The organism is Burkholderiales bacterium (assembly GCA_036262035.1).
Lineage (GTDB): Bacteria > Pseudomonadota > Gammaproteobacteria > Burkholderiales > SG8-41 > JAQGMV01.
On record DATAJS010000009.1, the window covers coordinates 31,501 to 56,746 of the forward strand.

The 25,246-nt window shown below is 67.4% G+C and carries 27 protein-coding genes; 17 read left to right on the top strand and 10 right to left on the bottom strand.

The genetic code is table 11. The features are described 5' to 3' along the window. The first annotated feature begins 4 nt into the window (after positions 1-4). The 4 genes from VHP37_06105 to VHP37_06120 are packed head-to-tail and all read left to right on the top strand — an operon-like array spanning position 5 to position 4,884. Positions 5-1,249 (top strand): methylaspartate ammonia-lyase, encoded by a 1,245-nt coding sequence (locus VHP37_06105; protein ID HEX2825899.1) that lies wholly within the window; start codon positions 5-7, stop codon positions 1,247-1,249. Further along, positions 1,246-2,235, top strand: coding sequence for a tripartite tricarboxylate transporter substrate binding protein (locus tag VHP37_06110; GenBank protein HEX2825900.1), 990 nt, complete (start codon positions 1,246-1,248; stop codon positions 2,233-2,235). The genes VHP37_06105 and VHP37_06110 overlap by 4 nt, the downstream gene beginning before the upstream one ends. Before the next feature lie 11 nt (positions 2,236-2,246). Continuing rightward, positions 2,247-3,482 (top strand): methylaspartate ammonia-lyase, encoded by a 1,236-nt coding sequence (locus VHP37_06115; protein ID HEX2825901.1) that lies wholly within the window; start codon positions 2,247-2,249, stop codon positions 3,480-3,482. Positions 3,483-3,519: 37 nt separating this feature from the next. Next, positions 3,520-4,884 (top strand): MmgE/PrpD family protein, encoded by a 1,365-nt coding sequence (locus tag VHP37_06120; protein HEX2825902.1) that lies wholly within the window; start codon positions 3,520-3,522, stop codon positions 4,882-4,884. 16 nt (positions 4,885-4,900) lie between these two features. On the opposite strand, the gene VHP37_06125 is transcribed toward VHP37_06120, so the two are convergent. Continuing rightward, positions 4,901-5,860: a tripartite tricarboxylate transporter substrate binding protein gene (locus VHP37_06125; GenBank protein HEX2825903.1), complete on the bottom strand. Its 960-nt coding sequence runs from the start codon at positions 5,858-5,860 to the stop codon at positions 4,901-4,903. A gap of 112 nt (positions 5,861-5,972) precedes the next feature. On the opposite strand from VHP37_06125, the gene VHP37_06130 reads away from it, so the two are divergent. From VHP37_06130 to VHP37_06165, 8 genes are all read left to right on the top strand, one after another. Then, on the top strand, positions 5,973-6,785 hold the full coding sequence (locus tag VHP37_06130) for an alpha/beta hydrolase (GenBank protein HEX2825904.1): 813 nt from the start codon (positions 5,973-5,975) through the stop codon (positions 6,783-6,785). Next, on the top strand, positions 6,782-7,597 hold the full coding sequence (locus tag VHP37_06135) for an alpha/beta hydrolase (protein HEX2825905.1): 816 nt from the start codon (positions 6,782-6,784) through the stop codon (positions 7,595-7,597). The genes VHP37_06130 and VHP37_06135 overlap by 4 nt, the downstream gene beginning before the upstream one ends. Positions 7,598-7,801: 204 nt before the next feature. Then, the gene (locus VHP37_06140; GenBank protein HEX2825906.1) at positions 7,802-8,626 is read left to right on the top strand and encodes an alpha/beta hydrolase; all 825 of its coding nucleotides are present in this window, start codon (positions 7,802-7,804) and stop codon (positions 8,624-8,626) included. Continuing rightward, on the top strand, positions 8,623-9,405 hold the full coding sequence (locus VHP37_06145) for an SDR family oxidoreductase (protein HEX2825907.1): 783 nt from the start codon (positions 8,623-8,625) through the stop codon (positions 9,403-9,405). The genes VHP37_06140 and VHP37_06145 overlap by 4 nt, the downstream gene beginning before the upstream one ends. A gap of 165 nt (positions 9,406-9,570) precedes the next feature. Continuing rightward, positions 9,571-10,431 (top strand): alpha/beta hydrolase, encoded by an 861-nt coding sequence (locus VHP37_06150; protein HEX2825908.1) that lies wholly within the window; start codon positions 9,571-9,573, stop codon positions 10,429-10,431. Between the two features lie 85 nt (positions 10,432-10,516). Then, on the top strand, positions 10,517-11,059 hold the full coding sequence (locus tag VHP37_06155) for a carboxymuconolactone decarboxylase family protein (GenBank protein HEX2825909.1): 543 nt from the start codon (positions 10,517-10,519) through the stop codon (positions 11,057-11,059). A gap of 5 nt (positions 11,060-11,064) precedes the next feature. Continuing rightward, a complete protein-coding gene (locus tag VHP37_06160) occupies positions 11,065-12,024 on the top strand; it encodes a tripartite tricarboxylate transporter substrate binding protein (GenBank protein ID HEX2825910.1) in 960 nt (319 codons plus the stop codon). Then, a complete protein-coding gene (locus VHP37_06165; protein HEX2825911.1) occupies positions 12,024-12,974 on the top strand; it encodes a tripartite tricarboxylate transporter substrate binding protein in 951 nt (316 codons plus the stop codon). Before VHP37_06160 ends, VHP37_06165 begins: the two co-directional genes overlap by 1 nt. Here the strand turns inward: VHP37_06165 and VHP37_06170 are convergent. Next, the gene (locus tag VHP37_06170) at positions 12,961-13,227 is read right to left on the bottom strand and encodes a hypothetical protein (GenBank protein ID HEX2825912.1); all 267 of its coding nucleotides are present in this window, start codon (positions 13,225-13,227) and stop codon (positions 12,961-12,963) included. The two genes, VHP37_06165 and VHP37_06170, sit on opposite strands and share 14 nt — an antisense overlap. 1 nt (position 13,228) lies before the next feature. Here VHP37_06170 and VHP37_06175 point away from each other — a divergent pair, with 1 nt between their 5' ends. From VHP37_06175 to VHP37_06190, 4 genes are all read left to right on the top strand, one after another. After that, positions 13,229-14,149, top strand: coding sequence for a tripartite tricarboxylate transporter substrate binding protein (locus VHP37_06175; GenBank protein HEX2825913.1), 921 nt, complete (start codon positions 13,229-13,231; stop codon positions 14,147-14,149). A 10-nt stretch (positions 14,150-14,159) separates the two neighbouring features. After that, on the top strand, positions 14,160-15,185 hold the full coding sequence (locus tag VHP37_06180) for a 2-dehydropantoate 2-reductase (GenBank protein ID HEX2825914.1): 1,026 nt from the start codon (positions 14,160-14,162) through the stop codon (positions 15,183-15,185). A gap of 12 nt (positions 15,186-15,197) precedes the next feature. Then, positions 15,198-16,373 (top strand): amidase, encoded by a 1,176-nt coding sequence (locus VHP37_06185; GenBank protein ID HEX2825915.1) that lies wholly within the window; start codon positions 15,198-15,200, stop codon positions 16,371-16,373. 92 nt (positions 16,374-16,465) lie between these two features. Continuing rightward, positions 16,466-16,621 (top strand): hypothetical protein, encoded by a 156-nt coding sequence (locus tag VHP37_06190; protein HEX2825916.1) that lies wholly within the window; start codon positions 16,466-16,468, stop codon positions 16,619-16,621. Positions 16,622-16,639: 18 nt separating this feature from the next. Here VHP37_06190 and VHP37_06195 read toward each other — a convergent pair whose 3' ends face one another. The 6 genes from VHP37_06195 to VHP37_06220 form a co-directional block, all read right to left on the bottom strand. Further along, on the bottom strand, positions 16,640-17,674 hold the full coding sequence (locus tag VHP37_06195) for an amidohydrolase family protein (GenBank protein HEX2825917.1): 1,035 nt from the start codon (positions 17,672-17,674) through the stop codon (positions 16,640-16,642). 63 nt (positions 17,675-17,737) lie between these two features. Continuing rightward, a complete protein-coding gene (locus VHP37_06200; GenBank protein ID HEX2825918.1) occupies positions 17,738-18,100 on the bottom strand; it encodes a YXWGXW repeat-containing protein in 363 nt (120 codons plus the stop codon). A 104-nt stretch (positions 18,101-18,204) separates the two neighbouring features. Continuing rightward, positions 18,205-19,164: a tripartite tricarboxylate transporter substrate binding protein gene (locus VHP37_06205; GenBank protein ID HEX2825919.1), complete on the bottom strand. Its 960-nt coding sequence runs from the start codon at positions 19,162-19,164 to the stop codon at positions 18,205-18,207. Positions 19,165-19,191: 27 nt separating this feature from the next. Continuing rightward, positions 19,192-20,304: an NAD/NADP octopine/nopaline dehydrogenase family protein gene (locus tag VHP37_06210; GenBank protein HEX2825920.1), complete on the bottom strand. Its 1,113-nt coding sequence runs from the start codon at positions 20,302-20,304 to the stop codon at positions 19,192-19,194. 60 nt (positions 20,305-20,364) lie between these two features. Beyond that, positions 20,365-20,760 (bottom strand): RidA family protein, encoded by a 396-nt coding sequence (locus VHP37_06215; GenBank protein ID HEX2825921.1) that lies wholly within the window; start codon positions 20,758-20,760, stop codon positions 20,365-20,367. A gap of 17 nt (positions 20,761-20,777) precedes the next feature. After that, a complete protein-coding gene (locus VHP37_06220) occupies positions 20,778-21,254 on the bottom strand; it encodes a histidine phosphatase family protein (protein ID HEX2825922.1) in 477 nt (158 codons plus the stop codon). An 85-nt stretch (positions 21,255-21,339) separates the two neighbouring features. Here VHP37_06220 and VHP37_06225 point away from each other — a divergent pair, with 85 nt between their 5' ends. Beyond that, positions 21,340-22,542, top strand: a complete 1,203-nt coding sequence (locus tag VHP37_06225; protein HEX2825923.1) for an MFS transporter — start codon at positions 21,340-21,342, stop codon at positions 22,540-22,542. A 3-nt stretch (positions 22,543-22,545) separates the two neighbouring features. On the opposite strand, the gene VHP37_06230 is transcribed toward VHP37_06225, so the two are convergent. Beyond that, the gene (locus VHP37_06230; protein HEX2825924.1) at positions 22,546-23,421 is read right to left on the bottom strand and encodes a M14 family zinc carboxypeptidase; all 876 of its coding nucleotides are present in this window, start codon (positions 23,419-23,421) and stop codon (positions 22,546-22,548) included. Between the two features lie 91 nt (positions 23,422-23,512). Beyond that, entirely contained in the window at positions 23,513-25,171 is a 1,659-nt protein-coding gene (locus tag VHP37_06235) for a thiamine pyrophosphate-binding protein (protein ID HEX2825925.1), read from the bottom strand. Positions 25,172-25,246: the final 75 nt, after the last annotated feature.

Below are 25,246 nucleotides of genomic sequence, written 5' to 3' on the forward strand. Positions count from 1 at the left end.
CGCCATGACGATAGACATCGCAGACGTTCGCCTCACGCCCGGCATCTCGGGTTTCTGGATACAGGACCAGCCCGCCGTCCAGACCGGGGCGCGCAAGGACGGTTTTTTCTACGACGGCGCACCGGTGACGCCGGGGTTTCGCGCGATCAAGGAGCCGTCGTACGCGTACTGCGTCGAGCTCGATCTCGCCGACGGCTCGATCGCATACGGCGATTGCGTCACCGTGGTGAACATCGGTTTCGCCGATCGGCCGCCGCCGCTGCGCCACGAGGACCTTCCGCAAGTCCGGAAGGTCCTCAGGAGCGCGCTGGCCGGCAAGCACTTCGCGTCTTTCCGGTCGGCCGCGGCGAGCCTCGAGGCGCTGCCGTTGCCGGCCGAAGCGTCGCTGCCGGTCGCGTACGGCGTGTCGCAGGCGCTGCTCGACGCGGCTGCGCGCACCTCGCGCAAGACCATGACCGAAGTGCTGCGTGCGGAGTTCGAGATCGAGGGCTCCTTCGAGCTGCCGGGTTTCGCCGCCGCGTGCGGCGGCGACTGGTACGGCAACGTCGACAAGGCGATCGCACGCCGCTGCGCTATGTTTCCCCACTGCGCGATCCAGAGGAAAGAGGAGGTCGACCGCCTGCCGGAGTACGTGACGTGGATGCTCGGGAGGCTCGCGAAATACGGTTCCGCCGACTACGTGCCCGACATCCATATCGATTTCCATTCGATGCTCGGCCGCTCGAACGGCAACGACCTCGATGCGACGTACGATCTCCTCGCGAGGCTCGCCGAGCGGGCGGCGCCGTATCGCGTCTATTTCGAGGACCCTCTCCTCGCCGAGAGCGCGGCGCACGCGCGCGAGAACTTCCACATCCTGCGCAGGCGATTCGACGCCGGGGGCCTCACGTGCCGCCTCATCGCCGACGAATGGGCGAACTCGCCGGGGCAGGTCGCCGAGTTCGCGAGCGATCGCGCGGCGCACTCGATACAGATCAAGATGCCCGACAACGGCAACCTGCTGAACACGATCGACGCGGTCCGCGCGTGCAAGCGCCATGACGTGCTGCCGTACCTGGGCGGCAGCTGCAACGAGACCGACCTCTCGGCGCGCGTGTCGGTGCACGTGGCGCTCGCCCTGGGGGTGTGGCGCATGCTCGCCAAGCCGGGCAAAGGCATCGACGAAGGGCTCATGATCATGACCAACGAGCTCGCGCGTACCTGCGGCCGGCTCGGCATCGCGGGCCCGCATGCGGAGCGCGCATCGTGAGGCGGCGCGCTATCTGGCGCACCGCGCTCGCGGCGCTGTGCTTAACGACCTCATCCGCTGTCGCTCACGCGCAGGCCGACGCCGCGGCATCGTACCCGAACCGTCCGGTGCGCTGGGTCGTGCCTTTCGCGCCCGGCGGCTCGACGACGCTCACCGCGCGCATCTTCGCCGAGAAGCTCGCGCAGGCGTGGGGCCAGCAGTTCATCATCGACAACCGCGGCGGGGCGGGCGGGGCGATCGGCGCCGACATCGTCGCCAAGTCGGCGCCCGACGGCTATACGCTGCTGTTCTCGAACCCGGGTCCCAACGTCGGAACGCCTTTGCTGAGCAGCACCACGCCCTACAAGCCGGAGGACTTCGCGTCGGTGATCCTCTTCGGCACCGCGCCGCTCATCCTCATCGCGCATCCCGCATTCCCGCCCAGGAGTCCGAAGGAACTGGTCGAATACCTGAAAGCGAAATCCGGCAAGGTGAACTGGGGCTCGTCCGGGACCGGCGGCATTACGCATATCGGTCTGCTGCTGTTCCAGAACGCGACGCGGACCGATTACACGCACGTCCCGTACAAGGGCAACGGCCCGGCCTTCACCGACCTCGTCGGCGGCCATATCGATCTGCTGTATGCGACGACCGTTTCCGCCGACGCGCTCATCAAGGCCAAGCGCGTGAAAGTGATCGGCGTCGCGGCGTCGAAGCGCCTGCAGTCGCTGCCCGAAGTACCGACGCTCGCCGAGAACGGCATCAAGGACGCGGAGGTGGCGGGATGGTTCGGCATGTCGGCGCCGGCGAAGACGCCGCGCGCGATCATCGCCAAGCTCAACCGCGAAGCCAACCGCATCATGCAGACGCCGGATGCGAAGCGCCGTCTCGACGAGCTGGGCATGGAGATCGACGGCGGTTCGCCCGCCGATTTCGACCGCTTTCTCCAGCGCGAGATCGCGCAGCTCAAGACCCTGATCAAGCAGGGCGCGCTCAAACCCGAATGACGGAGACCAGCATGAGCATGGACATCGCCGAGATCAGGCTCGCGCCGGGGATCGCAGGCTTCTGGGTGCAGGACCAGCCCGCGGTACAGACCGGCGCCAGGCGCGACGGCTTTTTCTACGACGGCGAGCCGGTCAGCCCCGGCTTCCGCAGCATCAAGGAGCCTTCGCAGGCGTACTGCGTCATGCTGCGGCTCGCCGACGGCGCGACGCTGCTCGGCGACTGCCTGACGGTGGTCGACGCGGGTTACGCAGGACGCCCTGCGCCGCTGCGCCACGATGACATGGCGAGCGTCGAAGAGGTGCTGCGCGCGCACTTCGTCGGCCGCCGTTACGCGTCTTTCCGCGAGGCGGCTGCGAGCCTCGACGATCTCGCGCTGCCGGGCGACACCCTGCGCCCGGTCGCGTACGGCGTGACGCAGGCGTTGCTCGGCGCCGCCGCGCACGCGGCCGGCGCGACGATGGCCGAAGTGATCGCGCGCGAGTTCGGAGGCACCGTCGCCTCGCAATGGCCCGGCTTCGCCGCGGTGTGCGAAGGCGACTGGTACGCGAACGTCGACAAGGCGATCGTCCGGCGCGTCGCGATGTTTCCCCACTGCGGCATCCAGAAGAAGGACGACGTCGAGCGCCTGCCGGATTACGTGGCATGGATGCTGGGCCGCGTCGAAAAGCTCGGGTCGTCGGGCTACAAGCCCGATCTGCACATCGATTTCCATTCGATGCTCGGGCGCATGCTCGACAACGACGTCGAGCAAGCGTGCGACTTCCTCGCCAGGGTCGCCGATCGCGCGCGGCCGTATACCGTTTACTTCGAAGATCCGCTGCTCGCCGAAACCGCCGATCAGGCGCGCGAGAACCTGGTGAGCCTGCGGCGCGCCTTCGACAAGCGCGGCCTGTCGTGCCGGCTCATCGCGGACGAATGGGCCAATTCGCCGGGCCAGGTCGCGCAGTTCGCGGCCGACCGCGCCGCCCACGCGATCCAGGTGAAGATGCCCGACAACGGCAACCTGCTCAACACCATCCGCGCGGTGCGCTCGTGCCAGGAGCACGGCGTGCTGCCTTATCTGGGCGGCAGCGTGAACGAGACCGACGTCTCCGCGCGCGTCTCGGTGCACCTCGGTCTCGCGCTCGACGTGTGGCGCGTGCTGGTGAAACCGGGCAAGGGCCTGGACGAGGGCCTGATGATCATGACCAACGAGGTTGCGCGCACCCTGGCCGCGATACCGCAAGCCTCACGCGGCGCTCGCTGAGCGCAGCGCTTCGTTCATTCCACAGAGGAGTTCCATCGTGTCCATTTCGAGCGCCCTGTCCCGTTTCGCGCACAACGTCCGCTTCGAGGAGATCCCGGCTCCGGTCGCGCGCCGCGCCAAGCTGCTCATGCTCGATGCGATCGGCATCGGTTTCGCGTCCTCGCAGTACGAGTTCGCGCGCAAGGCGTTCGACGGCGTGAGCCGCTTCGGCTCGGGCGCGAGCGTGGTCATCGGTTTCGACCGTGCGCTGCCGCTGCGCGACGCGGTGCTGATGAACGGCATCCTGGTGCACGGCCTCGATTACGACGACACCTATCTTCCCGGCGCGGTGCACATGACCGCGAGCGGGGTGCCGTGCACGCTCGGCATGGCGGCAGAAGCGGGCGCGAGCGGCCGCGACTGGCTCACCGCGTTCGTCGTCGGGCTCGAAGTCTCGGCGCGCGTGGGCCGGGGCGGCAACGGCGGCTTCCAGAAAGCCGGTTTCCATCCGACCAGCATCTGCGGGACGATGGGCGCGTCGGTGGCCGCCGCGCGCCTCATGAAGCTCGACGAGGACGCGATGCGCCGTGCGCAGGGCATCGCGCTGTCGACCGCGAGCGGCAGCATGCAGCCGGTGCAGGACGGGACATGGACCAAGCGCATGCACCCGGGATGGGCCGCCGCGGCCGGCATCAGCGCCGCCGGGCTCGCCGCGGGCGGGTTCACCGGTCCCGACGCGGCGTACGAAGGCCGCTTCGGGCTGTACAACCTCTTCCTCGGGACGCATGCCTCCAAGGCGGATCCGTCGCTCGTCACGCAGGATCTCGGCGTCGCGTGGGAGTTCGCCCGATCGTCGGTCAAGCTCTATCCCGCCTGCCACCAGTCGCACGCGTTCATGAACGCCGCGCTGAAGATCGCGCACGAGCACGACGTGAAAGCGGCCGACATCGAGCGCATCGACACGCTCGTCGCCGAGATGACGCGCGATCTCGTGTGCGAGCCCGCGGAGGCCAAGCGCCGGCCGGACTCGAGCTATCTCGCGCAGTTCAGCCTGCCGTATGCGATGGCCGCGTGCTTCACGCGTCGCCGCTTCGGGCTGGGGGAGATCGACGACGCTTCGTACACCGACCCGTCGATGATCGGGCTCGCGCAGAAGGTCCACTACTCGATCGATCCCGACGCCGGATTCCCGAAGACGCGAACCGGCGAGGTGATCGTGACGTTGCGCGACGGCGCGAAGCTTCGTCAGCGCGAGGAGATCAAGCCCGACGAGCCTGCGAGCGAAGAGGCGATCGTCGCCAAGTTCATGGCGAACGCGGACATGGTGATGGATCGCGCCCGTGCGGAGGCGATCGCGGAGCGCATCCTCACCCTCGAGGCGCAGCCGCGCGCCGAAGAGGTGGCGCGAGCGCTGGCGGCGTAGCGCGACTGCCGCGCGGTCACTCCGCGGTGATGCCCGCGCGCTTCACCAGCTTGTTCCACTTGTCGATCTCGTCGCGCAGGATCTTCCCGAACTCGGCGGGACCCGCACCGACGATCTCGACGCCCTGGCTCACGATGCGCGTCTTGACGTCGGGCGCGGCCATCACTTTCGTCAGCGTCTCGTGAAAGGCACTCACCGCGTCGCGCGGCGTGCCCGCGGGCGCCAGAAAACCGTACCACGTGCCGGTCTCTATGCCGGGAAAGCCCGCTTCGGTCATCGTCGGCACGTCGGGCAGCACGGCTGAGCGCTTGCGGTCCGCGACCGCGAGCGCGCGCAGCTTGCCGGCCTTGATCTGCGATTCGAAGACCAGCGGCCCCGCGAACATCATCGTCACCTGACCGCCGAGCAGCGCGACCGCGCCGGGGCCCGAGCCTTTGAACGGCACGTGAGTCAGCTCGATGCCCGCCACCATCTTGAAGAGCTCGCCCGACAGATGCGGCGAGCTGCCCGCGCCGCCCGATGCGAATGTCAGGTGAGAAGACTTCGACTTCGCGAGCGCGACCAGCTCTTTCACGCTCTTCGCCGGTACCGACGGGTGCACCGCGAGGATGTTGGGCTGCGACGCCGCGAGCGTGATCGGCGCGAAGTCTTTCACCGAGTCGTAGGGCAGCTTCTTCTGGAGCGAGGGGTTCACGGTGTGCGTGGTGGTGATGAGGAGCAGCGTGTAACCGTCGGGCGCCGAGCGCGCGGCGAGCTCGGTGCCGATGACGCTGCTCGCGCCGCCGCGGTTGTCGATCACGAGCGGCTGCCCCAAAGCCGCGGACAGCGGAGGCTGGAGCGTGCGCGCGAGATTGTCCGCGCTGCCGCCCGCGGAGAACGGCACGATGAGCCGTATCGGTTTCGAGGGATAGGCGCTCGCGGCGTGGACGCTCGCGCAGACGAGCGTGGCGATCGCGAGCAGCGCAGAAGTCCACATGGCGTTGGTCCTCGGAGGGTGCGGCTTCCGCGGAGAATAGCAGACCCCTATAATCGATCGCGCTGCTGCTTCGCTCCTTCCGATCAATCGACGGCTCGAACCGCACGGAGAGATGACGCACTCCTCGTACTGGACGGCAAGCGACGGCACGCGGCTGCACTACCGGTACGACGACTACACCGATCCGTGGAAAGAAGCGCCGCTCGTGGTGCTGCTGCACCCGGGACTGGGAAGCTCGTTGCGGTTGTTCGGCTGGGTGCCGCACCTGGCGCGCGCGTATCGCGTGGTGCGTCCCGACATCCGCGGTCACGGACTCTCCCAGCCGGGTCCTGACCGGAACCTCACTCACGAGCGCCTCGCGCTCGACCTCGTCGAGCTGATCGCGCACTTCGGCGCGCAGCGCGCGCACGTGATGGGCTCGTCGGCGGGCGGCATGATCGCGGGCCGCGCGGCGCTGCGTCATCCGCAGCGCTTCCGTTCGCTGGCGATGTATGCCGCCACCGCCGGCATACCGCCCGAGCGTCCCGCGAAAGGCAACTGGCTCGAGCGCGTCGGGCGTGACGGCGTGCGCAAGTTCCTCGAAGAGACCGCGCGCGACCGCATCGGCGAGGCGGCGCCTGCGCACGTGCGCTGGTACATCGATTCCGCCGAAGGCGTGACGCCGCAGTTCCTCGCGCGCTTCGTGCCGCTGATGGCGAGCGACGATTTCACCGAAAGAATGGGCGAGCTCGACTTGCCGGTCATGTTCGGTGTGCCCGATCCCGATCCGATGGTGGAGCGCGCCGAATACGAGCGGCTGCGGGAGCACGTGCGCCACTGCACCTTCGTCGAGTTCAAGGGTGCGAGCCACAGCATGACCGCGGAGATTCCGGATGCCTGCGCGTGCGCCTATGCCGATTTCCTCGCGCACGTGGAGGCCGCGTGAAGAGCACCTTGGTCACCGGCGACGGCGTGCGCCTCGCGTACTACGTCGACGACTACACCGATCCATGGAAGAGCGCGCCGACGCTGCTCATGCTGCATTCGGCGATGAGCAGCGCGAAGCGGTTCTATTCGATGGTGCCCGGGCTTGCGAAGCACTATCGCGTGATCCGCCTCGACAGCCGCGGCCACGGCGAGTCCGAGGTGCCGCCGCCGGAGACGCCGCACGACAAATGGCGCCTCAACAAGGACGTGCTGGAGCTGCTGGACACGCTCGGGATCGAAAGCACTCACATCCTCTGCGGCTCGGCGGGCGGGTATACCGGCCAGCTCCTCGCGATCCACCATCCCGAGCGGGTGAAAAGCCTGGTGCTCTTCAGCGCGACGCCGGGTTTCAAAGGCGAGCAGGGCAAGGGCTGGCTGCGCGAGTCGGCGGTGCGCGGCATGCGGCCGGTGTTCGAAGAGACGATCGACGAGCGCATTCCCGTCGCCGAAGCCGATCCGCGGCTCGTCCAGTGGGTGCTCGGCGAGATCTGCAGGAACGATCTGAAATGGCTCGAGCGCTTCATCGGCCACTGGACCGACACCTGGTTCATGGAGGAAGTCGACAGGATCCGCTGTCCGGTGTTGATCGTGGAGCCGGGCGCGCACCCGATCGGCACCGGCTCGGCCTTCGCGGAAATGGAACGGCGGATTCCCAAGGCGGAGCGCATCGTGTACGAGAACGGCCGCCACAACCTGTACGACTACCTGCCCGAGCGCTGCGTGTCGGACACGCTCGCGTTCCTGCGCAAGCACTTTCCGGAGGACTTTTAAGGCGCGGTGCGCTTGCGCGCACCTACGAAATGCGACGCAGGGTTGGGTTTGAAAATGGATTCCCGATAGCTCCCGCTATCGCGGTTCGGGAATGACGAGCTTATGGACGTCATTCCCGCGAAGGCGGGAATCCACCTTCAACAAGCAACGTAGCGGTGCGTAGCAGCGAGGCGTAACGCACCGCATAGGACACGAGGTAACCACATGCCGCTGACGACCGAGATGCACCACCTCACCGCGAGCGACGGCTTGAAGCTCGCGTACGGAATCGACGACTTCAGCGATCCCTGGAAGCCGCAGGAGACGCTCATCCTCATCCACGCCGCGATGGGGAGCTCGCGCCGGCTCTATAAATGGATCCCGACGCTCTCGCGCCACTTCCGCGTGGTGCGTCCGGACATGCGCGGCCACGGCGCGACCGGGATTCCGGGACCCGATCAGTTGACCGTGGAGCGTCTTGCCAAAGACGTCGTCGAGCTCGCCGATCACCTTAAGGTGAAGAAGTTTCACCTCGCCGGCTCCTCCGCGGGCGCGATCGTCGCCATCCAGACCACGCTCGATTTTCCCGAGCGCGTGCTGACGCTGACCAACTTCGCGTCCACGCCGGGCCTCAAGCGCTCGAACATCGACATGGACAAGTGGGTGCGCCACATCCGCGCCAAGGGCATCAAGGGCATGCTCGAGGAGACGATCGAGGAGCGCTTCCCGAACGTCGCCGACAAAGGCTTCCTGCGCTGGTTCATCGACGAATCGGCGAAGACGAATGCCGATCTCTTCTGCCGTTTCGGCCCGATGATGAAAGAGGTCGACCAGACCGATCGCCTGCACGAGATCAAGTGCCCGATGCTCAACGTGGTGCCCGGCCATGACCCGCTGGGATCGCTCGAGCAGTACTCGGTCTACGCCAGGCTCGTGCCGCAGAGCGAGCTCGTGGTCTACGAAGGGCTGCCGCACAACATCACCGACTCGGTGCCCGAGCGCTGCGCCGAGGACCTCCTGAAGTTCCTGCTGAAGCACCGCGCACGGTGAAGCGCCTCGAAGGCAAGGTGGCGCTCATCACCGGCGCCGGCTCGGGCATCGCGAAAGCGGCGTCGCGCATCTTCGCGGAGGAGGGCGCGCGCATCGTGGTCGCCGAGATCGATCGCGAGCGAGGCCGCGCGACCGAATCGATGCTGAGACAGGCGGGACACGAAGCGTTCTTCGTCGAGACCGACGTGACGAACGAAGAGAGCGCGAAGCGCGTGCTCGCGGCGACCATCGCGCGCTTCGGCAGGCTCGACGTGCTCTACAACTGCGCCGGCGGCTCGACCGCCGAGGACGATCTCGTCACCGAAGTCGATATCGCCGAATGGCAGCGCACGATGTCGCTCAACCTGCTGGGACCGATCCTCATGTGCCGTCACGGCATCCCGCGGATCGTCGAGGCGGGCGGCGGCGTCGTGATCAACATGTGCTCGGGTGCGGCGCTGCGCGGCGCGAGCCCGGCGCACATCTACACCGCCGCCAAAGGCGGCATCGTTTCTCTGACGCGCGCGCTCGCCGGCGCCTTCGCCAAGGACAACGTGCGGGTGAACGCGATCGCGGCGGGGCGCATATTGACCGAGCGCATCACCAGCCGCTACGGCACGCCCGAAGCGCAGGGACCGGTCGTCGACAAGCAGGACGCCGCGGGGCGCGTGAAGGAGTATCCGTTCTGGGTCGGACAGCCCGAGGACATCGCGCGCATCGCGCTGTTCCTCGCCTCCGACGATTCGCGAATGATCACCGGCGCGAGCATACCCGCCGACGGCGGCCGCTCGGCGTACTAACCGTCATCGCGAGGAGCGGCAGCGACGACGCTGCCTGCGGCAGCTTTATGGCCGGAAAACGAACGGCGGGAACACGGTTCCCGCCGTCAGCGTGACGCACGTAACGGACGTTCCGGGATTGCTTCGTCGCTATCGCTCCTCGCAATGACAGGGAAGGGAAAGAGAATGGTTCAGGAAGCACGCTGGGAGATGCAGAAGTTCAAGGCGTCGGACGGTCTCACGATCGCCTACGTCGTCGACGATTTCACCGATCCGTGGAAAGCGGCAGATACGCTGATCCTCGTTCACGCGGCGATGGGCAGCTCCAGGCGCTTCTACGCATGGGTGCCGCACCTCGCACGCGACTTCCGCGTGGTGCGCATCGACATGCGCGGCCACGGCCAGAGCGAAGCGCCCGGGCCGGGGCAGCTCGACCAGCAGCGCATCGTCAAGGACGTGGTCGAGCTTGCCGATCACATCGGGGCGCAGCGCTTTCACGTCGCAGGCTCGTCGGCGGGCGCGATCGTCGCCGAGAAAGTCGCGATCGATCATCCCGAGCGCGTGCTCTCGCTCGCGGTGTTCGCCGGCACCGGCGGCATCAAGCACGCGCTCCAGGACCAGAACAGCTGGGTGAAGCGCATCGGCGAGCAAGGCCTCGCCGCTTTCCTGCGCGAGACCATCGCCGACCGCGTGGATCTCAAGACCGCCGAGCCGGGATTCGTCGACTGGTTCATCGAGGTGTCGGCGCAGACGCCGGTCCCGGTGCTGGAGCGCTTCGTGCCGATGATGCGCGAGTTCGTGGTGATCGACGACCTGCACCGCATCCGCTGTCCGGTGCTCGCCGTGGCCCCGGGCGGCGATCCGATACACACCGTCGACAACTACCGCGCGGTGCCGGATCGAGTGCCCGGCACCGAGTTCATCGTCTACGAAGGGCTGCCGCACAACATCACCGATGCGGTGCCCGATCGGTGCGCGGAGGATTTGAAGCGGTTTCTTTTGAAGCACCAAAGCGCCGTCATTCCCGACCCGCGCCAGCGGAAGTGATCGGGAATCCATTTTCAACGACCTTCAACTTCAAATGGGATTCCCGCCTGCGCGGGAATGACGAATTAAATGACGAGGAGTCACGATGCAACGCATGCAGCCGAAGAACCCCGAAGGCGACGCGCAGCTCGCCGCGACGTACGACCGCATCACCAGGACGCGCGGCTATGTCTCGAACATCCTGATGAGCCTGTCCAACGCGCCCGCGGGCCTCGAAGCGTTCGCGGCGTACGGCGAATACGTGCGCTACGGCACCGAGCTGCCGGGACGCGTGCGCGAGCTGTGCGTGCTCGCGATCGCGGCGGGCAACCAGTACGCGTGGAGCCATCACCATCCGCACGCGGTGAAAGCCGGCGTCACGCAGGCCGAGCTCGACAGCCTCGAAGGCGGGCCGCTCGCCGCGAGCATGAGCGCCCCGGAGCAGGCCGCGATCCGTTACTCGCGCGAGTTCGCGCAGGGCGGCAAGGTGAGCGACGAGGCGTTCGCGGAAGCCCGCAAGCACTTCTCCGACCGCCAGATCACCGATCTCTCACTGCTCTGCGGTTACTTCATGGCGCTCGGCGCGACGATCACCGCGTTCCGCGTGCAGCTCGAGCCCAATTTCGCACCGAAAGGGAAAGGGGCGTAACCGCCATGCCACGCAAGCTCGCAATCGCGGTGCTCGCGGCGGCCCTGTGCGGAACGAGCCACGCGCAAACGTATCCGTCCAAACCGGCCCGCGTGATCGTGCCTTTCGCCCCGGGCGGCGGCACCGACATCCTGACGCGCATCATGCTGCCGAAGCTCACCGAGGCGCTGAAGCAGCAGATCGTCGTCGACAACCGGCCCGGCGCCGGCAGCCAGATCGGCACCGACATGGTCGCGAAAGCGCCGGCCGACGGCTACACGCTGCTCATGGTCGATACCGCGTTCACGACCAACCCGAGCCTGTACTCCAAGCTTCCGTACGATTCGGCGAAGGATTTCGCGCCGGTGTCGCTCCTCGCGTCGGGGCCGGTGATCATGATCGTGCATCCTTCGGTGCCGGTGCGTACCGTGAAAGAGCTCGTCGCGCTGGCGCGCGCCAAACCCGGGGCGCTCAACTTCGCGTCGGGCGGCCCCGGCAGCTCGACCCATCTCGGCGTCGAGCTCCTCAAGTACATCGCGAAGATCGACCTCGTCCACATCCCCTACAAGGGCACGGGCCCGGCGGTGGCAGACGTGCTCGGCGGGCAGGTGACGATGATGTTCGCCGGCATCAGCTCGGTGAAGCAGCACGTCGAGAACGGCCGACTGCGGGCGATCGCGGTGACGGGCGCCGCGCGATCACCGGCGATGCCGAACGTGCCGACGTTCGGCGAGGCGGGCATGAAGGAGGTCGACGCGAGCTCGTACTGGGGTGCGCTCGCGCCGGCGCGCACGCCGAACGACATCGTCACGCGCGTGAGCGCGACCATGGCCCAGGTGCTCAAGATGCCCGACGTGCGCGACAAGCTCGTCGAGCTCGGCTTCGTTCCCATCGGCGGCACGCCCGCCGAATACGCGGCGTTGCTGGCGAGCGAGACCGACAAATGGGCGAAAGTGATCAAGGCCGCGAAAGTGAAGCTCGACTGATGCGCGCGCTCGTCTTCGTCCTCGCTTTCTGCGCCTCGCAGGCTTCCGCGCAAGGCTATCCTTCGAAACCGCTGCGCTTCATCGCCGGGTTTCCCGCGGGCGGACCGAGCGACATCGTGACGCGCGCGCTCGCCAAGCGCATGTCGGAGCTGCTGGGCCAGCCGGTCGTCGTCGAGAACCGCGCGGGCGCGGGCGGGCACATCGCCGTCGAAGCGATGGTGAAAGCGCCTGCCGACGGCTACACCATCCTGCTCGCAGGCAGCTTCGTCACCATCGGGCCGAGCCTCAATCCGAAGCTGCCGTACGATCCGGTGCGCGACATCGCGCCGATCGGGCTCATCGCACGCAATCAGTACCTGCTCGTGGTGCATCCGGCAGTCCCCGCCAGGAACGTGAAAGAGCTGATCGCGCTCGCGAGGAGCCGGCCGGGGCAGCTCAACTACGGCTCCTCCGGCGTCGGCGCGCCGCCGCACCTCGCGACCGAGCTCTTCAAGACCCTGGCGAAGATCAACGCGGTGCACGTGCCGTATCAGGGGGCGACGCCGGCCATCGCGGCGCTGATCGGCGGGCACGTCGACTTCTACGTCGGCGGCATCTCGGGACTGATTCCGCAGGTGCGCAGCAACCGGCTGCGCGCACTGGGCGTCACCGGCGCCCGGCGGTCGAGCGAGCTGCCCGAGGTACCCACCATTGCCGAAGCCGCGCTGCCGGGTTACGACATCTCCACGTGGTTCGGCGTCGTCGCGCCGGCGGAGACGCCGAAGGAGATCGTGTCGCGGCTCAACGCGACCTTGACCAAGATCGTCGGCGAGAAGGACATGCAGTCCTATCTCGCCGCGCAGGGCCTCGAGCCCGCGGCGAGCACGCCCGACGAGCTCGGCCGCATGATCCGCAGCGAGATCCCGAAGTTCGCGCAGATCGTGAAAGCCGCGGGGATCAAGGGGGAATGAATGCGATCGAAGCGTCGAGAATGGATTCCCGACAGCCCCGCTGCCGCGGTTCGGGAATGACGAACTGGCCCGTGATTCCCGCGAAGGCCAGCAGGTTCGGCATTCCTCCGAAGGCGGAGAAGCCCGTCATTCCCGCGAAGGCGGAGAAACCCGTCATTCCCGCGAAGGTGGAGAAGCCCGTCATTCCCGCGAAGGCGTGCAGGCCCGTCATTCCCGCGAAGGCGGGAATCCATTTTGTTGCCGTGATGCTCACTATGTGCGCGATCCCTTGCATCGCCCAAACCTATCCGTCCAAGCCCATCCGCATCGTCGTGCCGACCGCCCCCGGCGGCGCGCCCGACGTGATCGCGCGCTATCTCGCGCCGCGCTTCTCCGACGCGCTCGGCCAGCCGGTCGTCGTCGAGAACCGCGCCGGCGCGAACGCGATGATCGGCGCGGAGGTCGTCGCGAAATCGCCGCCCGACGGCTACACGTGGTTGTTCGCGACAGGGCAGAACACCGTCAACCCGAGCCTCATGAAGAGAGTGCCTCACGACATCGTCGAGGACTTCGCGCCGGTCAGCCTCATCTTCCACGCGTCGTACCTGCTCACGGTGCATCCGGCGGTGCCCGCGCGGTCGGTGGGCGAGCTGATCGCGCTCGCGCGTGCGCAGCCGGGAAAACTGAACTTCGGCTCCGGCGGCAACGGCAGCGCGGCGCATCTGTCGGCCGAGCTCTTCAAGATGATGACCGGCGTGAAGATGGTGCACGTCCCCTACAAAGGCGTCGGGCTCGCGCTCGCCGATCTGCTCGGCGGCCAGATCGATCTCATGTTTCCGGCGATCGCGAGCGCGGTGCCGTATCACCGCAACGGCCGCCTGCGCGGCCTTGCCGTGAGCAGTCCGAAGCGTCATCCCTCGGTGCCCGAGCTTCCCACCGTGGCCGAGACGATTCCGAAATTCGAGTCGCGCTCGTGGATCGGCGTGCTGATGCCGGCCGGAACGCCGAAAGACGTGATAACGCGGGTCAATGCGGTCATCGTGAAGACCGTCAACACGCCCGAAGTGCGCAAGGCGCTGATCGACCACGGCGCCGATCCCGAGACCAACTCGCCGGAAGACTTCGCGCGTTTCATCCGCGACGAAGTGGCGCGCGCGGCGCGCGTGGTGAAAGCCTCGGGCATCAAACCCGAATGAGGAGCGCGCAGTGAAGAGCGCGGTATGGGGCAGCGGTGCGATCGGCGGGGTCGTCGGCGCCGGCATGGCCGCGGCGGGCGAAGACGTATTGCTCGTGGACATCGTCCCCGAGCACGTGCAGGCGATGAACGAAAGCGGGCTCGTCATCAACACGGCCGGCGACGAGCGTCGGGTGCAAGTCCGTGCCGCGCTCCCGCAGGATGTGGCCGGCGCGTTCGATCTCGTGTTTCTCGCGGTCAAGTCGCAGTTCACCCAAGCCGCGCTCGATGCGGTGGCGCCGCATCTGCACGCGGGCTCCGCCGTCGTGTCCCTACAGAACGGCGTCAACGAGCCGTACATCGCGAAGCGCATCGGCGCGATGCGCACCATCGGCTGTCTGGTGGATTTCAGCGCGGACTATCACGGTGCCGGGCTCATCGCGCGCGGGCGCACCGGCAATCTCTTCGTCGGCGAGCTCGACGGCCGGGTGACGCCGCTCATCGAGGAGATCAGGCGCCTGCTCGCGCTGTCCACGCCCGCGTACGCGTGCGAGAACATCATGGGCTACGTCTGGGCGAAGATGTGCAAAGGCACGATCGACGCGACGACCGCGCTGGTGGACGAGAACGCGCTCGAAGTGCGCTTCAATCGCAAGTACCACGCGGTGCGCGCGCAGCTCGTGCGCGAAGGGATCGAGGTCGCAGCGGCGGAAGGGGTCACGGTCGCCAGGTTCGCGCACTTCGATCCGGCGCCTTTTCTCGACGACACACCGGCCGGCCGCGAGGCGGCTTTCCACGTGCTCGACGAGATCGCCGCCGGCCAGGCCAAGGGCAACACCAAGATCCGCACCGGCTACTGGCGCGACATCGTCGTCCGCAAACGCCGCACCGAGATCGATCACATCACCGGCGAGATCGTCCGCTGCGGCGAGCGTCACGGCATACCGACGCCGCTCAACCGCCTGCAATGGCGCATATTCGACGAGATCGAGAGCGGACAGCGGACTATGCAATGGCAGAATCTCGACGAGCTCGACGCGGCGCTACCCCGGACATAGCAAGGAGACCTCATGCTCACCATCGAGAAGCAAGCGATCGGCAATCAGGGCGCGGCAGGCGCGTACGACCCGTCGACTTTCCGGCCGCTCACGTTCTTCGACGCGGTCGAGCGCTTCAAGGCCGGCGCCGACGATCCGCGCGCCTATCTCGAGCGCTGCCTCGCGGCGATCGCGGCCCGCGAGTCGGTGGTCAAGGCGTGGGTGGTGCTGAACGAAGCGGGCGCGCGTGAAGCGGCCGACGCTTCGGCGGCGCGCTGGCGCGCGGGCGAGCCGCTGTCGCGCATCGACGGCATGCCGATCGGCATCAAGGACCTGATCGAGACCAGGGACATGCCGACCGAGCAGGGCTGCGAAGCGCTCAAGGGCAACTTCCCGAAGCGCGACAGCGCGCTGGTGCGCGCGCTGCGCGACGCGGGCGCGGTGATCGTCGGCAAGACCGTCACCACCGAGCTGGGTGGCGCGCATCCCGGGCCCACGAGCAATCCGTTCGATCCGCAGCGTACGCCGGGCGGTTCGTCGAGCGGCTCGGCCGCGGCGATCGGCGCGGGCATGGTGCCGGCGGCAATAGGGACGCAGGTCGGCGGCTCGGTCATACGGCCCGCGAGCTACTGCGCGAACTGGGCGCTGAAGCCGACGTTCGGCGCGCTCAATCGCGGCGAGCGCCAGGGCTACAGCCAGAGCGTGGTCGGCGTGCACGCGGGCTCGCCGGTGGACATGTGGAACGTCGCGTACGAGATCGGCCAGCGCGCCGGCGGCGATCCGGGGCATCCCGCGTTGTCCGGTCCGCGCGATCTACCGGAGCCCATGAAACCGGGGCGGCTCGTCGTGATGGAAACCGTCGCCTGGGCGACGCTCGACGCGCAGACGCGTGAGGCGCTGGAGCGTGTGCTGGAGTCGCTGCGCATGCGCGGCGTCGAGATCGTGCGGCGCGGCGATTCGGCGCTCGTCGAAGCGTTCGAGCAGGGCATTGCCGACATCAAGGGGATCAACAGCGACCTCTGCGCGTACGAGGTGTGGTGGAACCTCGCCAACCTCGACGAGCAGCATCCGGGCAAGCTCAGCAGGCGCGCGCTGAGCACGCTGGAGCGCGGCAGGAAGATGACGCAGGAGGCGTACGCGTCCGGCTGCTCCAGCGCGAGGAAGCGCGCCGGCGGCTTGCGGCGCTTGCGCAAGTCGGCGACGCGCTGATCGGACTGTCCTCGCCCGGCCCCGCGCCGATCCACGATCCCGACGCGCCGCGCCCGACCGGCGATGCGATCTACAACTACCCGTCGTCCACGTTGGGCGCACCCGCGGTCACGATTCCGCTGCTCTCGATCGGCGGACTGCCGTGCGGCGTGCAGATCATGGGGCAGCCGCACGAAGACGCGCGCGTCACCGCGATCGCGCGCTGGGTCGCCGAAAATCCGGGTCAGAGTCAGATTTCTCGCAATTAATGTGACTCTGACCCGGATTTAGGTTTTGAGGCGGGGGAAGAGGCGCAGGGCGTTGTCGCGATCGATCGCCCTGCGGTCGGCGGCGCTCAATGCCCCTTTGTCGAGGTCGGTGCTGACGCGGCGGCCGTCCCAGAACGGAAAGTCGGTGCCGTAGAGCACCTGCGACGTCGGGATGATCGCGAGCAGCGCCTTCAGCGCGCCTTCGTGATGGCCTTGCGCGGTGTCGTAATGGAACTTGCGCAGCTCGTGCATGACGCCGTTCGGGATCTCGCGCTTGCGGTCTTTCTCCTGCTCTTCGCGGATGAAGCGCGACAGGAGAAAAGGCGTGACGCCGCCGCTGTGGGAGAAGATCCAGCGGATGTCCGGATACTTCGCGGCGCCGCCCTGGAAGACCAGGCTCATCATGGTGCGCGTGGTATCGACCGGCCCTTCGATCGCATTGATCGAGAGGTAAGGCATGATCTTCGCGCAGCACGCCGGCGTCGCGGGGTGGGTATACACCACCGCCTTGCGGCGATTCAGCTCTTCGAGGATGGGGAAGAACGCAGGATCGCCGAGCAGCCGCCCCTGGTAGCTCGTCCACAAGTAGATGCCGTCGGCCTTGAGCGTGTCGTAGGCGTACTCGATCTCGCGCAGGCTCCCCTCGACGTCGGGAAAGGGGATCGACGCGAACGAACCGAACCGCCCCGGATGGTCGCGCATGAGCCGCGCCGCGTATTCGTTCGAGATGCGCGCGATCTTGCGCGAGCCCTCGACGTTGCCCATCCACGCCTGCATGCCCGGATTGATGAGCGAGGTGAACGCGGTGCGGATGCCGCTCTTCTCCATCTCGTCGAGCGTGGCCTGCACCGACCACTTCGCATGGCCGAGCATCAGCGCCTTCAGCTCCTGCGAGTAGCCCGGCGGCGCGAAGTGGTGGTGCACGTCGATGCGGTACGGTTTGCCGGGCTCGCTCCCCGGCGTCTGACAGCCCGGCAGCAGCGCGCCGGCTCCGAGCGCGCCGAGCGCCGCGAGAAAGTGCCGCCGGGAAGGCCTCGAAGCGTCCTCTCTCAAAGCATCCTCCCTGGGTGTCGTGATTCTTATGGATCACCAAGGGAGGATTATGCCCACCGCGCGTCAGTAACGGCGCGGATTGTTCGGCCGGCGGTCGAAGCGGTTGGGCACGCCGTCGCCGTCGCGGTCGCGCGCGAAGCGGCCGCGCTCGAGGTACCAGCGGCCGTCGCGCTGCACCCAGTGCGACTGCTGGTAGTGATAGCCGCGGCGCTCGCGCACGTAATGCCCGTTCACCCATTGATAGCGGTGCTTGCTGTAATCCCAGTAGCCGGGCACCCACACGTAGCCGGCGCGCGCCGCGGGGATCACTTCCGCGCGCGGCACCGGGGGCGCGTGGCGAAAGCCGAAGTCGGCGGCGTAACCGGTGGCGGCGACGCCGGCGAGCGACGACGCGAGCATGGCGGCGAGAACGGTTTTCCTGAGCATGTCTGTCTCCTTGCGTGTTTGACTTACACGCAGGATTGGACACGCGCCGGGTATGCGCGTCCCGCGGATTTACGGACTGTTACGCTGCGTTACAAGTTGTCGGGTTACTCGGCGCGTATGTTCGCCGCGCGCACGACCTTGGCCCAGCGCGCGGTGTCCTCGCGGATCACCGCCGCGAACTGATCGGGCGTATTGCCGATCGCTTCCAGACCTGCCGCGTGGTACCGCTCGAGGAGGTCGGGCGCTGCAAGCGCCTTCGCGGCTTCGGCGTGGAGCTTCATGACGATCTCGCGCGGCGTGCCGGCGGGCGCGAGCAGGGCGTACCACGAAGACACCGACATCGCGGGCCCGCCCGCTTCCTGCACCGTGGGTATCTCGGGCGCGATGGGCGAGCGCTTGTCCGCCGCGATGCCCCGCGCCTTGAGCTTGCCCGCGCGGATGTGCGGCAGCGTCGCCTGCGTGGAATCGAACGCGAGCATGACGTGCCCGCCGATGATGTCGGTGAGCATCGGGCTGCTGCCCTTGAACGGCACGTGCGTGAAGCGCACGCCGGTGAGCTGCGCGAAGTATTCGCCGGCGACGTGATTGATGCCGCCGTAACCCGGCGAGCCCAGCGTCAATTCGCCGGGCCTGCGCTTCGCCAGCGCCACCAGCTCGCCGACGTCTTTCACATTGAGCGACGGATGCGTCACCAGCACGAACGACGCGCTGCCGACACTCGTGATCGGGGCGAGGTCGCGCAGCGGATCGAACGGCAGCTTCGCGTACGTGCTCGGGTTGATGGTGATCGTGCCCGTGGTCGCGCCCACGAGCGTGTAACCGTCGGGCGGCGACTTCGCGACCACCTCGGTGCCGATGATGCCGGCCGCGCCGGGCCGGCTCTCCATCACGAAGCTCTGCTTCGTGCTCTCGCTCATCTTCAGGAGCACCGGTCGCAGGGCGAGATCGAGGCCGCCGCCCGGCGCGAACGGGTTGATCACGCGCACCGGCTTGGCGGGATACTGCTGCGCCACGACCGGCGCGATCGCACCGAGCATCATCGCTGCAAGGAGACTGCGCCGCATCGCCACCTCCCCGGTTGTCGAGCTTTTCTAGCGTGAGCCGAGCGCCCGCTTCTTCACCGCGTCCGGCGTGCCGTTCAGATCCATGTCCTCCAGCGACGGTCCCCATTTCCACGGATCGACGCCGAGCAGCACGCCGAGGACTTCGGCGAACGCGCGATGCAGCGGCACCGCGATGCCCGCCTGCTCGGCGAGCTGCACACAGGGCACCACGGCGTAACGCAGATCGTCCGACGACCACGAGCGCCAGATGTCGGGCTGGAACGGCGGGAACGACTTGTACACCGGGTTCTGCATCGCTTCGTAAAACGTGCCGCTCTGGTAGCCGTAGTACTGCTCGATCGCTTTCGGCATCGAGGTGTGCGCGACGCCGTACGCTTCGCACACGCGCTTACGCTCGGCGTCGAGCGCGTCGCCCAGCACGCCTGCCGCCGGCACCACGCCTTCCTGGTAGAAGCCGAACTTGCGTCCGTCGAGCTTCGCGCGCTCCATCGCGCCGATGTTCGGCAGCACCATCGCCGGATGCACGATGAGGTTGAGGTTCTCGAGGCCGGTTTGCAGCACCGATTTCGCCGCGACGAAGTAGGGAAAGAGCGGTTTGAGCGCCGCGAGCGCTTCGTCCGAGCGCGACGCGGGCACCGTCGCGATCTCGATCCCGCTGCGTAAGCCTTTGGGCGTCACCACCGTGCCTTCGATGCGGGCGGCGTGCGTCGGGGCGGGCGCTTCGGTCACGAGCACGTCCTCGCGGCCTGCCTTGCGCAGCATTGGCGTGAGGCGCGCAGCCGGCCAGTAGCCGTGGCTCTGCACGTGCACGACCGCGCCGCGCGCGAACTCCGGGATCAGCTTTGAAAACTTCTCTTCGAGCTGCTGGATGTCGACTTCGATCAGCACCGCTTCGGCGTCCTTGAGCGCTTCGGCGGTGGTGTCGCAGATCCGGTCGAGCTTGGCGAAACCGGTCTTCTTCGAGATGAGGTGCTTGGCGTCCCCTTCGACGGTGAACCCGCCGGCCTTGCGTACTTCCGTGACGTTTCCCTGCTCGGGGAAAACCGCGAAGCGAACCGAATGGCCCGACAGCGTGAGATCCGCCGCGCACACGGCGCCGATCGCGCGTGCGGTGTTACCGATGACTGCGACTTTCGACATCAACTCTTCCTTGTAAAACAATCGTAGGGTGCACCAGCCGAACGGCGTAACGCACCGAGCCTATTTCCCGAGATACGCGACCGCTTCGATCTCGACCAGCGTCTCCGGCCCGGCGAGCGAGCGCACTTCCACCAGCGTGGATGCGGGGAAATCGCCGCTGAAGAACTCGCGTCGCGCGCGCCAGACCTCGGTATTGTTCCTGATGTTGACCATGAAGATGGTCAGCTTGACCACATCCGCCATGCTGCCGCCCGCGCCTTCGCAGATGCGCTGGATGCGCATGAAGATGTGTTTGGCCTGCTCGTACTCGTTGCTGCCGACAAGCGTCGTGCCGCCTTCGAGCGGACGCGCGACCTGCCCGGAGATGTAGAGGGTATCGCCCGCGCGTATGCAGTTCGACCACAGGCCGGGCCCTGCTTCGGCGACGTCGGGAATGGCGATTCGGGTTCTCGGCATGGCGCTGTTCCTCTCGATCAACCCGGCGCGTGATCCTGACGCCAGGCGTAGGTGATGACCCAGTCGTCGCCTTCGCCTTCGAGGCAGGCGACGGTCCCGTTGCCGGGTTTGAACTCGACCACTTTGCGCTTCTCGTCGCCGCACACCAGCCGCGACGCCGCGCGCAGGAGATAGTCGACGTGGCCGCACATCATGACGTCGCCCTTGGCCGCGGCGATCTCGGCCACGAACGGCTCGACCGGATCGCCGGTGTTGATCGGGTAGGCGGCTTTCGCGGTCCGGTCTTCGGCGCCGAGCTTGGTGGCGATGCGCGCTGCGGTGTCGATCGTCCACTGCTTGTCGCTGTGGAGGATGCGCACCGGCGAGACGCCGAGCTTTTGCAAACGCACGCCGAGGCGGTCGGCCTGCTCGCGGCCCTTGGGGCTGATGTGACGCTGCGGATCCTGCTCGGCCGACAGCGCATCCACGTGGTGGACCAGATATACCTTTTTCATGGTGTTATGCCTTAAGGTTCGCGTCCATGCGGACCTTACCTCATTTGACGACGTGATTCGAGCGCTCACCGACCGTTTCTCACGGATGCATCAGCTCGCAGCGCTGCGCCATCGCGGCTTTCGCCTGCTGTGGACGGCGACGCTGCTGTCCGCCACCGCACGCTGGGCCGACATGGTGGTGATCGGATGGCTCACGCTCGAGCTGACGAACTCGGCGCTGATGGTCGGCATCGTCGCCGGCAGCAAGATGGCGGGCTATTTCGCAGCGCCGTTCATGGGCGTCATCGCCGATCGCATGGACAAGCGGCGGCTCTTGATCCTGGCGGCGGTGATCAACGTCGCGGTGTCGGCGTTCATGCTGCTCCTCTTCGCGACGGGCCTGCTGCAGCTGTGGCACGTCATCGCGCTCGCGCTGGTGAGCAGCCTCACGTGGTCGGCGGACCATCCGACGCGGCAGGCGTTCGTGCCCGAGCTCGTCGACAAGGAGCACCTCACCAATGCGATCGCGCTCAACGCGGTAGCCGTCGAGATCACGGTGGTCGTCGGACCGGCGCTGGGCGGTGTGCTGATTCCGGTACTCGGAATGAGCGGCGCGTACGCGCTGATCGCCGCGATCTACGTGTTCGATACGATCGTGCTGTGCATGCTTCCGTCTTCGAAGCACGTCGCAGCGAACGTCGCGGAGTCGCCGGCGAAGAGCCTGGTCGGCGGCTTGCGCTACGTGTGGAGCAACCAGACCGTGCTGGTGCTGCTCGTCGTCGCGTGCCTCCTGAACATGCTCGCCGCGCCGTATCGCTACGCGTTCCTCCCGGTCTTTGCGCGCTACGTGCTCGACACCGGCCCGGCCGGTTACGGCATGTTGACGGCGATGGCGGGGGTGGGCGCCTTCGTCGCCGGGCTGTGGGTCGTCACGATGGGGAACTTCAGAGGCAAGGGCAGGCTGCTGGTGTGGATGGCGCTCGCGTGGCCGTTGTCGCTGCTGGCGTTCGCGGCCTCGACGTCGTATACGCTCTCGCTGGCGCTCGTCTTCGCGGCGGGACTCACCCAGGCGATCGTGTGGACCGTGATCGCGACGCTGATCCTGGGCTATACCGCGCCGGAGATGCGCGGGCGCGTGATGGGATTGCGCTCCGGCGTGGTGAGCAGCCTGCCGCTCGGCAACCTGCTGGCGGGCGCCGCCGCGGAGCGTATCGGCCCTGCGTGGGCGCAGGGCGCTTACGCGGTTGCGGCCCTGGTCGTGATGGTCGGCGTGGTGCTGAAGGTGCCGAGCCTTTACCGCTCCGATTGACCGTTACTGGTTGGCGGGTTTGCGGTCGGCGACATTGGTGCTGAGCCAGTTCTGCATGTCGCGCCACACCTGCGCCAGCTCCTTCTCGCTCGGCATGTCGAGCGCGTGCGGAAGCTCCAGCGTGACCACCGGGATGCCTTCCTTGAGCCCGCCGAAGTTGCCCAGCGATCCGGGATAGACGCCGAGCCGGTGCAGCTTCAGCCGCCCGAAGCGCTCCGGAGGCTTCACCGCCGGAGGTCCGTCGAAATCGAGCACCGAGTAGGGTGCATGGACCGAGATGATCACGTCGGGCTTGAACGTGGTGATCTCGTAGTGCAGCCAGCTCGATTCGGGCTCGGAGCGCGGCGCCACGCCGGGAAAGCGCCGCGGGTCGCGCCGCGTGGACACCGACCAGTAGTGGTGCGCTTCGTCCTGCCAGTTGTCGGTCGGGAAATTGCGGTTGAGATCGACCCCGCGCGCGTTGACGCGCGTCGGGCGAGGCCTTGCCAGAAGGCCGTCGGGATTCAGCAGCGGGATCACGCGCCAGTGATACTGCGCCGCTTCGCCGCTCGTCTCTTTCAGACGCTCGATCCAGCGGAACACGATCGACACCGATGTGAGCTCGTCGCCGTGGATGCCGCCCACCACCAGCACGCGCGCGAGCGAGCCGCCCGCCGGTCGGAACTCGCTCAGCAGGATCGGGCGGCCGTCGACCGATTTCGCCCATGGCCTGAGCTGGGCCGACGCGCACGTGGCAGGTTTGATCTGCGGGATGACTTTGGTGACGGCGGCGCACCAGGCGTGCGGATCGCCGGGCGGAGGGGCCGCGGCGGGCGTCGCCGCCCGCGCGGCGGCGCTAAGGCACAGCAGAACGGCCAACAGCGGCAGATTCAGTCGCATCTCGTCTCATGGTCGATGCCTCGAACAGGCGAACTTTAACCGAAGAGCGGCCGAATTTGGCTGCGCCGTGCGCCCTGAGCCCGTCGAAGGGTCACACATCCATCCCGAAATGCAGCCGCCGGTACGGGATGCTGACGACGTTGCGCGAGATGCGCAGGTCGAGGACCATCGCGCCTTCGCCCGCGAGGAACTCGTCGACCGCGCTGCTCAGCTCGTCCAGCGTGCGCGCGGTGCGGCCGCGGCAGCGGAAGCCCTCGGCGAGGGTCGCGAAATCGGGCGTGGTCACGTACGAGAGCATGGGATCGCGCTCGTGCGCGCGCAGCTTGTGGTACTCGGCGCCGTACGCTTCGTCGTTGACGACCACGTACAGGAACTTCAGACCCAGCCGCGCGACCGTATCGAGCTCCTGGATGTTCTGGAGCGCGCTGCCGTCGCCTTCCACGCACACCATCGGTCCGCCTGCGCCGAGCGCCGCGCCGACGCTCGTCGACAGCGCCTGTCCGATACAGCCGAACGAGGTGACGAAGATCTGCAGGCCGCGCCGGCGTTTCATCAGCATCGCGCGGAACGCGCACGCGTGCGCGTTGCCCGACGACACGAGGTTCATCTCGGGCGGCAGCTTTTCGTCGAGCAGTTGAATCGCCTCGCGCGGATCGACCGTGCCGGGCTCGATCTCGAACTCGGCGGGATCGCGTCCCGCCGAGCGCAGGATGCGGCGCACACCCTCGGTGCGGAAGCCGGCGCCGCCGGCGCCTTCGCGCTCCAGCGTCTGGTTGAGCTCCTGCAAAGTCGCCGCCGCGTCGCCCTGCACGTAGCAGTCCGCGCCGCGGTCGCTCCCCATGACGATGTGAGGCTGGACGTCGATGTGGACGACGCGCGCCTTCGGATAGAGATAGCCGCCGGCGAGCGTGTGCGTCGTCAGCCTCGCGCCGACCGCGATCACGCAATCGGCCTGGCTGAAAAGCTCCATCACTTCGCGCGACGAGAACAACCCCGAGATGCCGGTATGCCAGTCCGAATCGGCGAGCGTGCCTTTGGCGACGAGCGTGGTCGCATGCAGCGCACCGATGCGTTCGCCCAATCGGGTCGCCGCAGCCTTCGCGGCCGGCGTCATCCCGCCGCGTCCCAGCACGATCACCGGCTTCCTGCTCTTGCCGATGATCTCGGCGGCTGCACGCAGGCGCTCGAGGTCGGGACGGATCGCCTGCTGGCCCGGGAACATCGCGCCGGAAGGCACGTAATCGTCGCCGTCGGCGTCGCAATCCATGCGCTGCACTTCGAGCGGGCAGCACAGCACGATCGGGCGCGATTCGCGGCGCGCGCGATAGAACGCTTCGCGCACCGCGCTCTCGGCATACGATGGCTTCAACACTTCGATGTAGCCGCAGCCGGTCGCGCTGACCAGCCGGTCCTGGTCGAGGTGCTGCACGAGGTGCTCGTTGTTGAGCGCGGTCTTGCTGGTGTAGACGACGAGGGGCGTGTGCGAGCGCGCGGCGACGATGAGCGCGGTCGTCATGCGTGCGAGGCCCGGTCCCTGGGTCGCGCTCGCGACGCCGACCTGACCGGTCGCCATCGCCCAGCCTTCCGCCATCGTCACCGCGCAGCCTTCGTCGCGCACGTCGACGATCTTGATCTCGGGAAATTTGGCGATCGCCGACCACCACGTCATCTGGCCGTCGCCCAGCAGTCCGAAGAGCGTCGTGGTGCCTTCCTTGACGAAGGCGTTGGCCATCGCGTCGTAGACTTTCACGGTCTCCCCCCTTTTGCGGATGTCGGCGCTGCCTATACTAACGCCCGTCAGGCAACCCGACGAACAAAGGATTCC

Bases quoted from the DNA above. Each gene is read 5' to 3' on its own strand.
- VHP37_06130 (HEX2825904.1), top strand. From the start codon at position 5,973: ATGACGCACTCCTCGTACTGGACGGCAAGCGACGGCACGCGGCTGCAC.
- VHP37_06205 (HEX2825919.1), bottom strand. From the start codon at position 19,164: ATGCGGCGCAGTCTCCTTGCAGCGATGATGCTCGGTGCGATCGCGCCG.
- VHP37_06165 (HEX2825911.1), top strand. From the start codon at position 12,024: ATGCGCGCGCTCGTCTTCGTCCTCGCTTTCTGCGCCTCGCAGGCTTCC.
- VHP37_06185 (HEX2825915.1), top strand. From the start codon at position 15,198: ATGCTCACCATCGAGAAGCAAGCGATCGGCAATCAGGGCGCGGCAGGC.
- VHP37_06155 (HEX2825909.1), top strand. From the start codon at position 10,517: ATGCAACGCATGCAGCCGAAGAACCCCGAAGGCGACGCGCAGCTCGCC.
- VHP37_06150 (HEX2825908.1), top strand. From the start codon at position 9,571: ATGGTTCAGGAAGCACGCTGGGAGATGCAGAAGTTCAAGGCGTCGGAC.
- VHP37_06230 (HEX2825924.1), bottom strand. From the start codon at position 23,421: ATGCGACTGAATCTGCCGCTGTTGGCCGTTCTGCTGTGCCTTAGCGCC.
- VHP37_06215 (HEX2825921.1), bottom strand. From the start codon at position 20,760: ATGCCGAGAACCCGAATCGCCATTCCCGACGTCGCCGAAGCAGGGCCC.
- VHP37_06105 (HEX2825899.1), top strand. From the start codon at position 5: ATGACGATAGACATCGCAGACGTTCGCCTCACGCCCGGCATCTCGGGT.
- VHP37_06225 (HEX2825923.1), top strand. From the start codon at position 21,340: ATGCATCAGCTCGCAGCGCTGCGCCATCGCGGCTTTCGCCTGCTGTGG.
- VHP37_06140 (HEX2825906.1), top strand. From the start codon at position 7,802: ATGCCGCTGACGACCGAGATGCACCACCTCACCGCGAGCGACGGCTTG.
- VHP37_06160 (HEX2825910.1), top strand. From the start codon at position 11,065: ATGCCACGCAAGCTCGCAATCGCGGTGCTCGCGGCGGCCCTGTGCGGA.
- VHP37_06210 (HEX2825920.1), bottom strand. From the start codon at position 20,304: ATGTCGAAAGTCGCAGTCATCGGTAACACCGCACGCGCGATCGGCGCC.
- VHP37_06200 (HEX2825918.1), bottom strand. From the start codon at position 18,100: ATGCTCAGGAAAACCGTTCTCGCCGCCATGCTCGCGTCGTCGCTCGCC.
- VHP37_06220 (HEX2825922.1), bottom strand. From the start codon at position 21,254: ATGAAAAAGGTATATCTGGTCCACCACGTGGATGCGCTGTCGGCCGAG.
- VHP37_06115 (HEX2825901.1), top strand. From the start codon at position 2,247: ATGAGCATGGACATCGCCGAGATCAGGCTCGCGCCGGGGATCGCAGGC.
- VHP37_06125 (HEX2825903.1), bottom strand. From the start codon at position 5,860: ATGTGGACTTCTGCGCTGCTCGCGATCGCCACGCTCGTCTGCGCGAGC.
- VHP37_06175 (HEX2825913.1), top strand. From the start codon at position 13,229: ATGTGCGCGATCCCTTGCATCGCCCAAACCTATCCGTCCAAGCCCATC.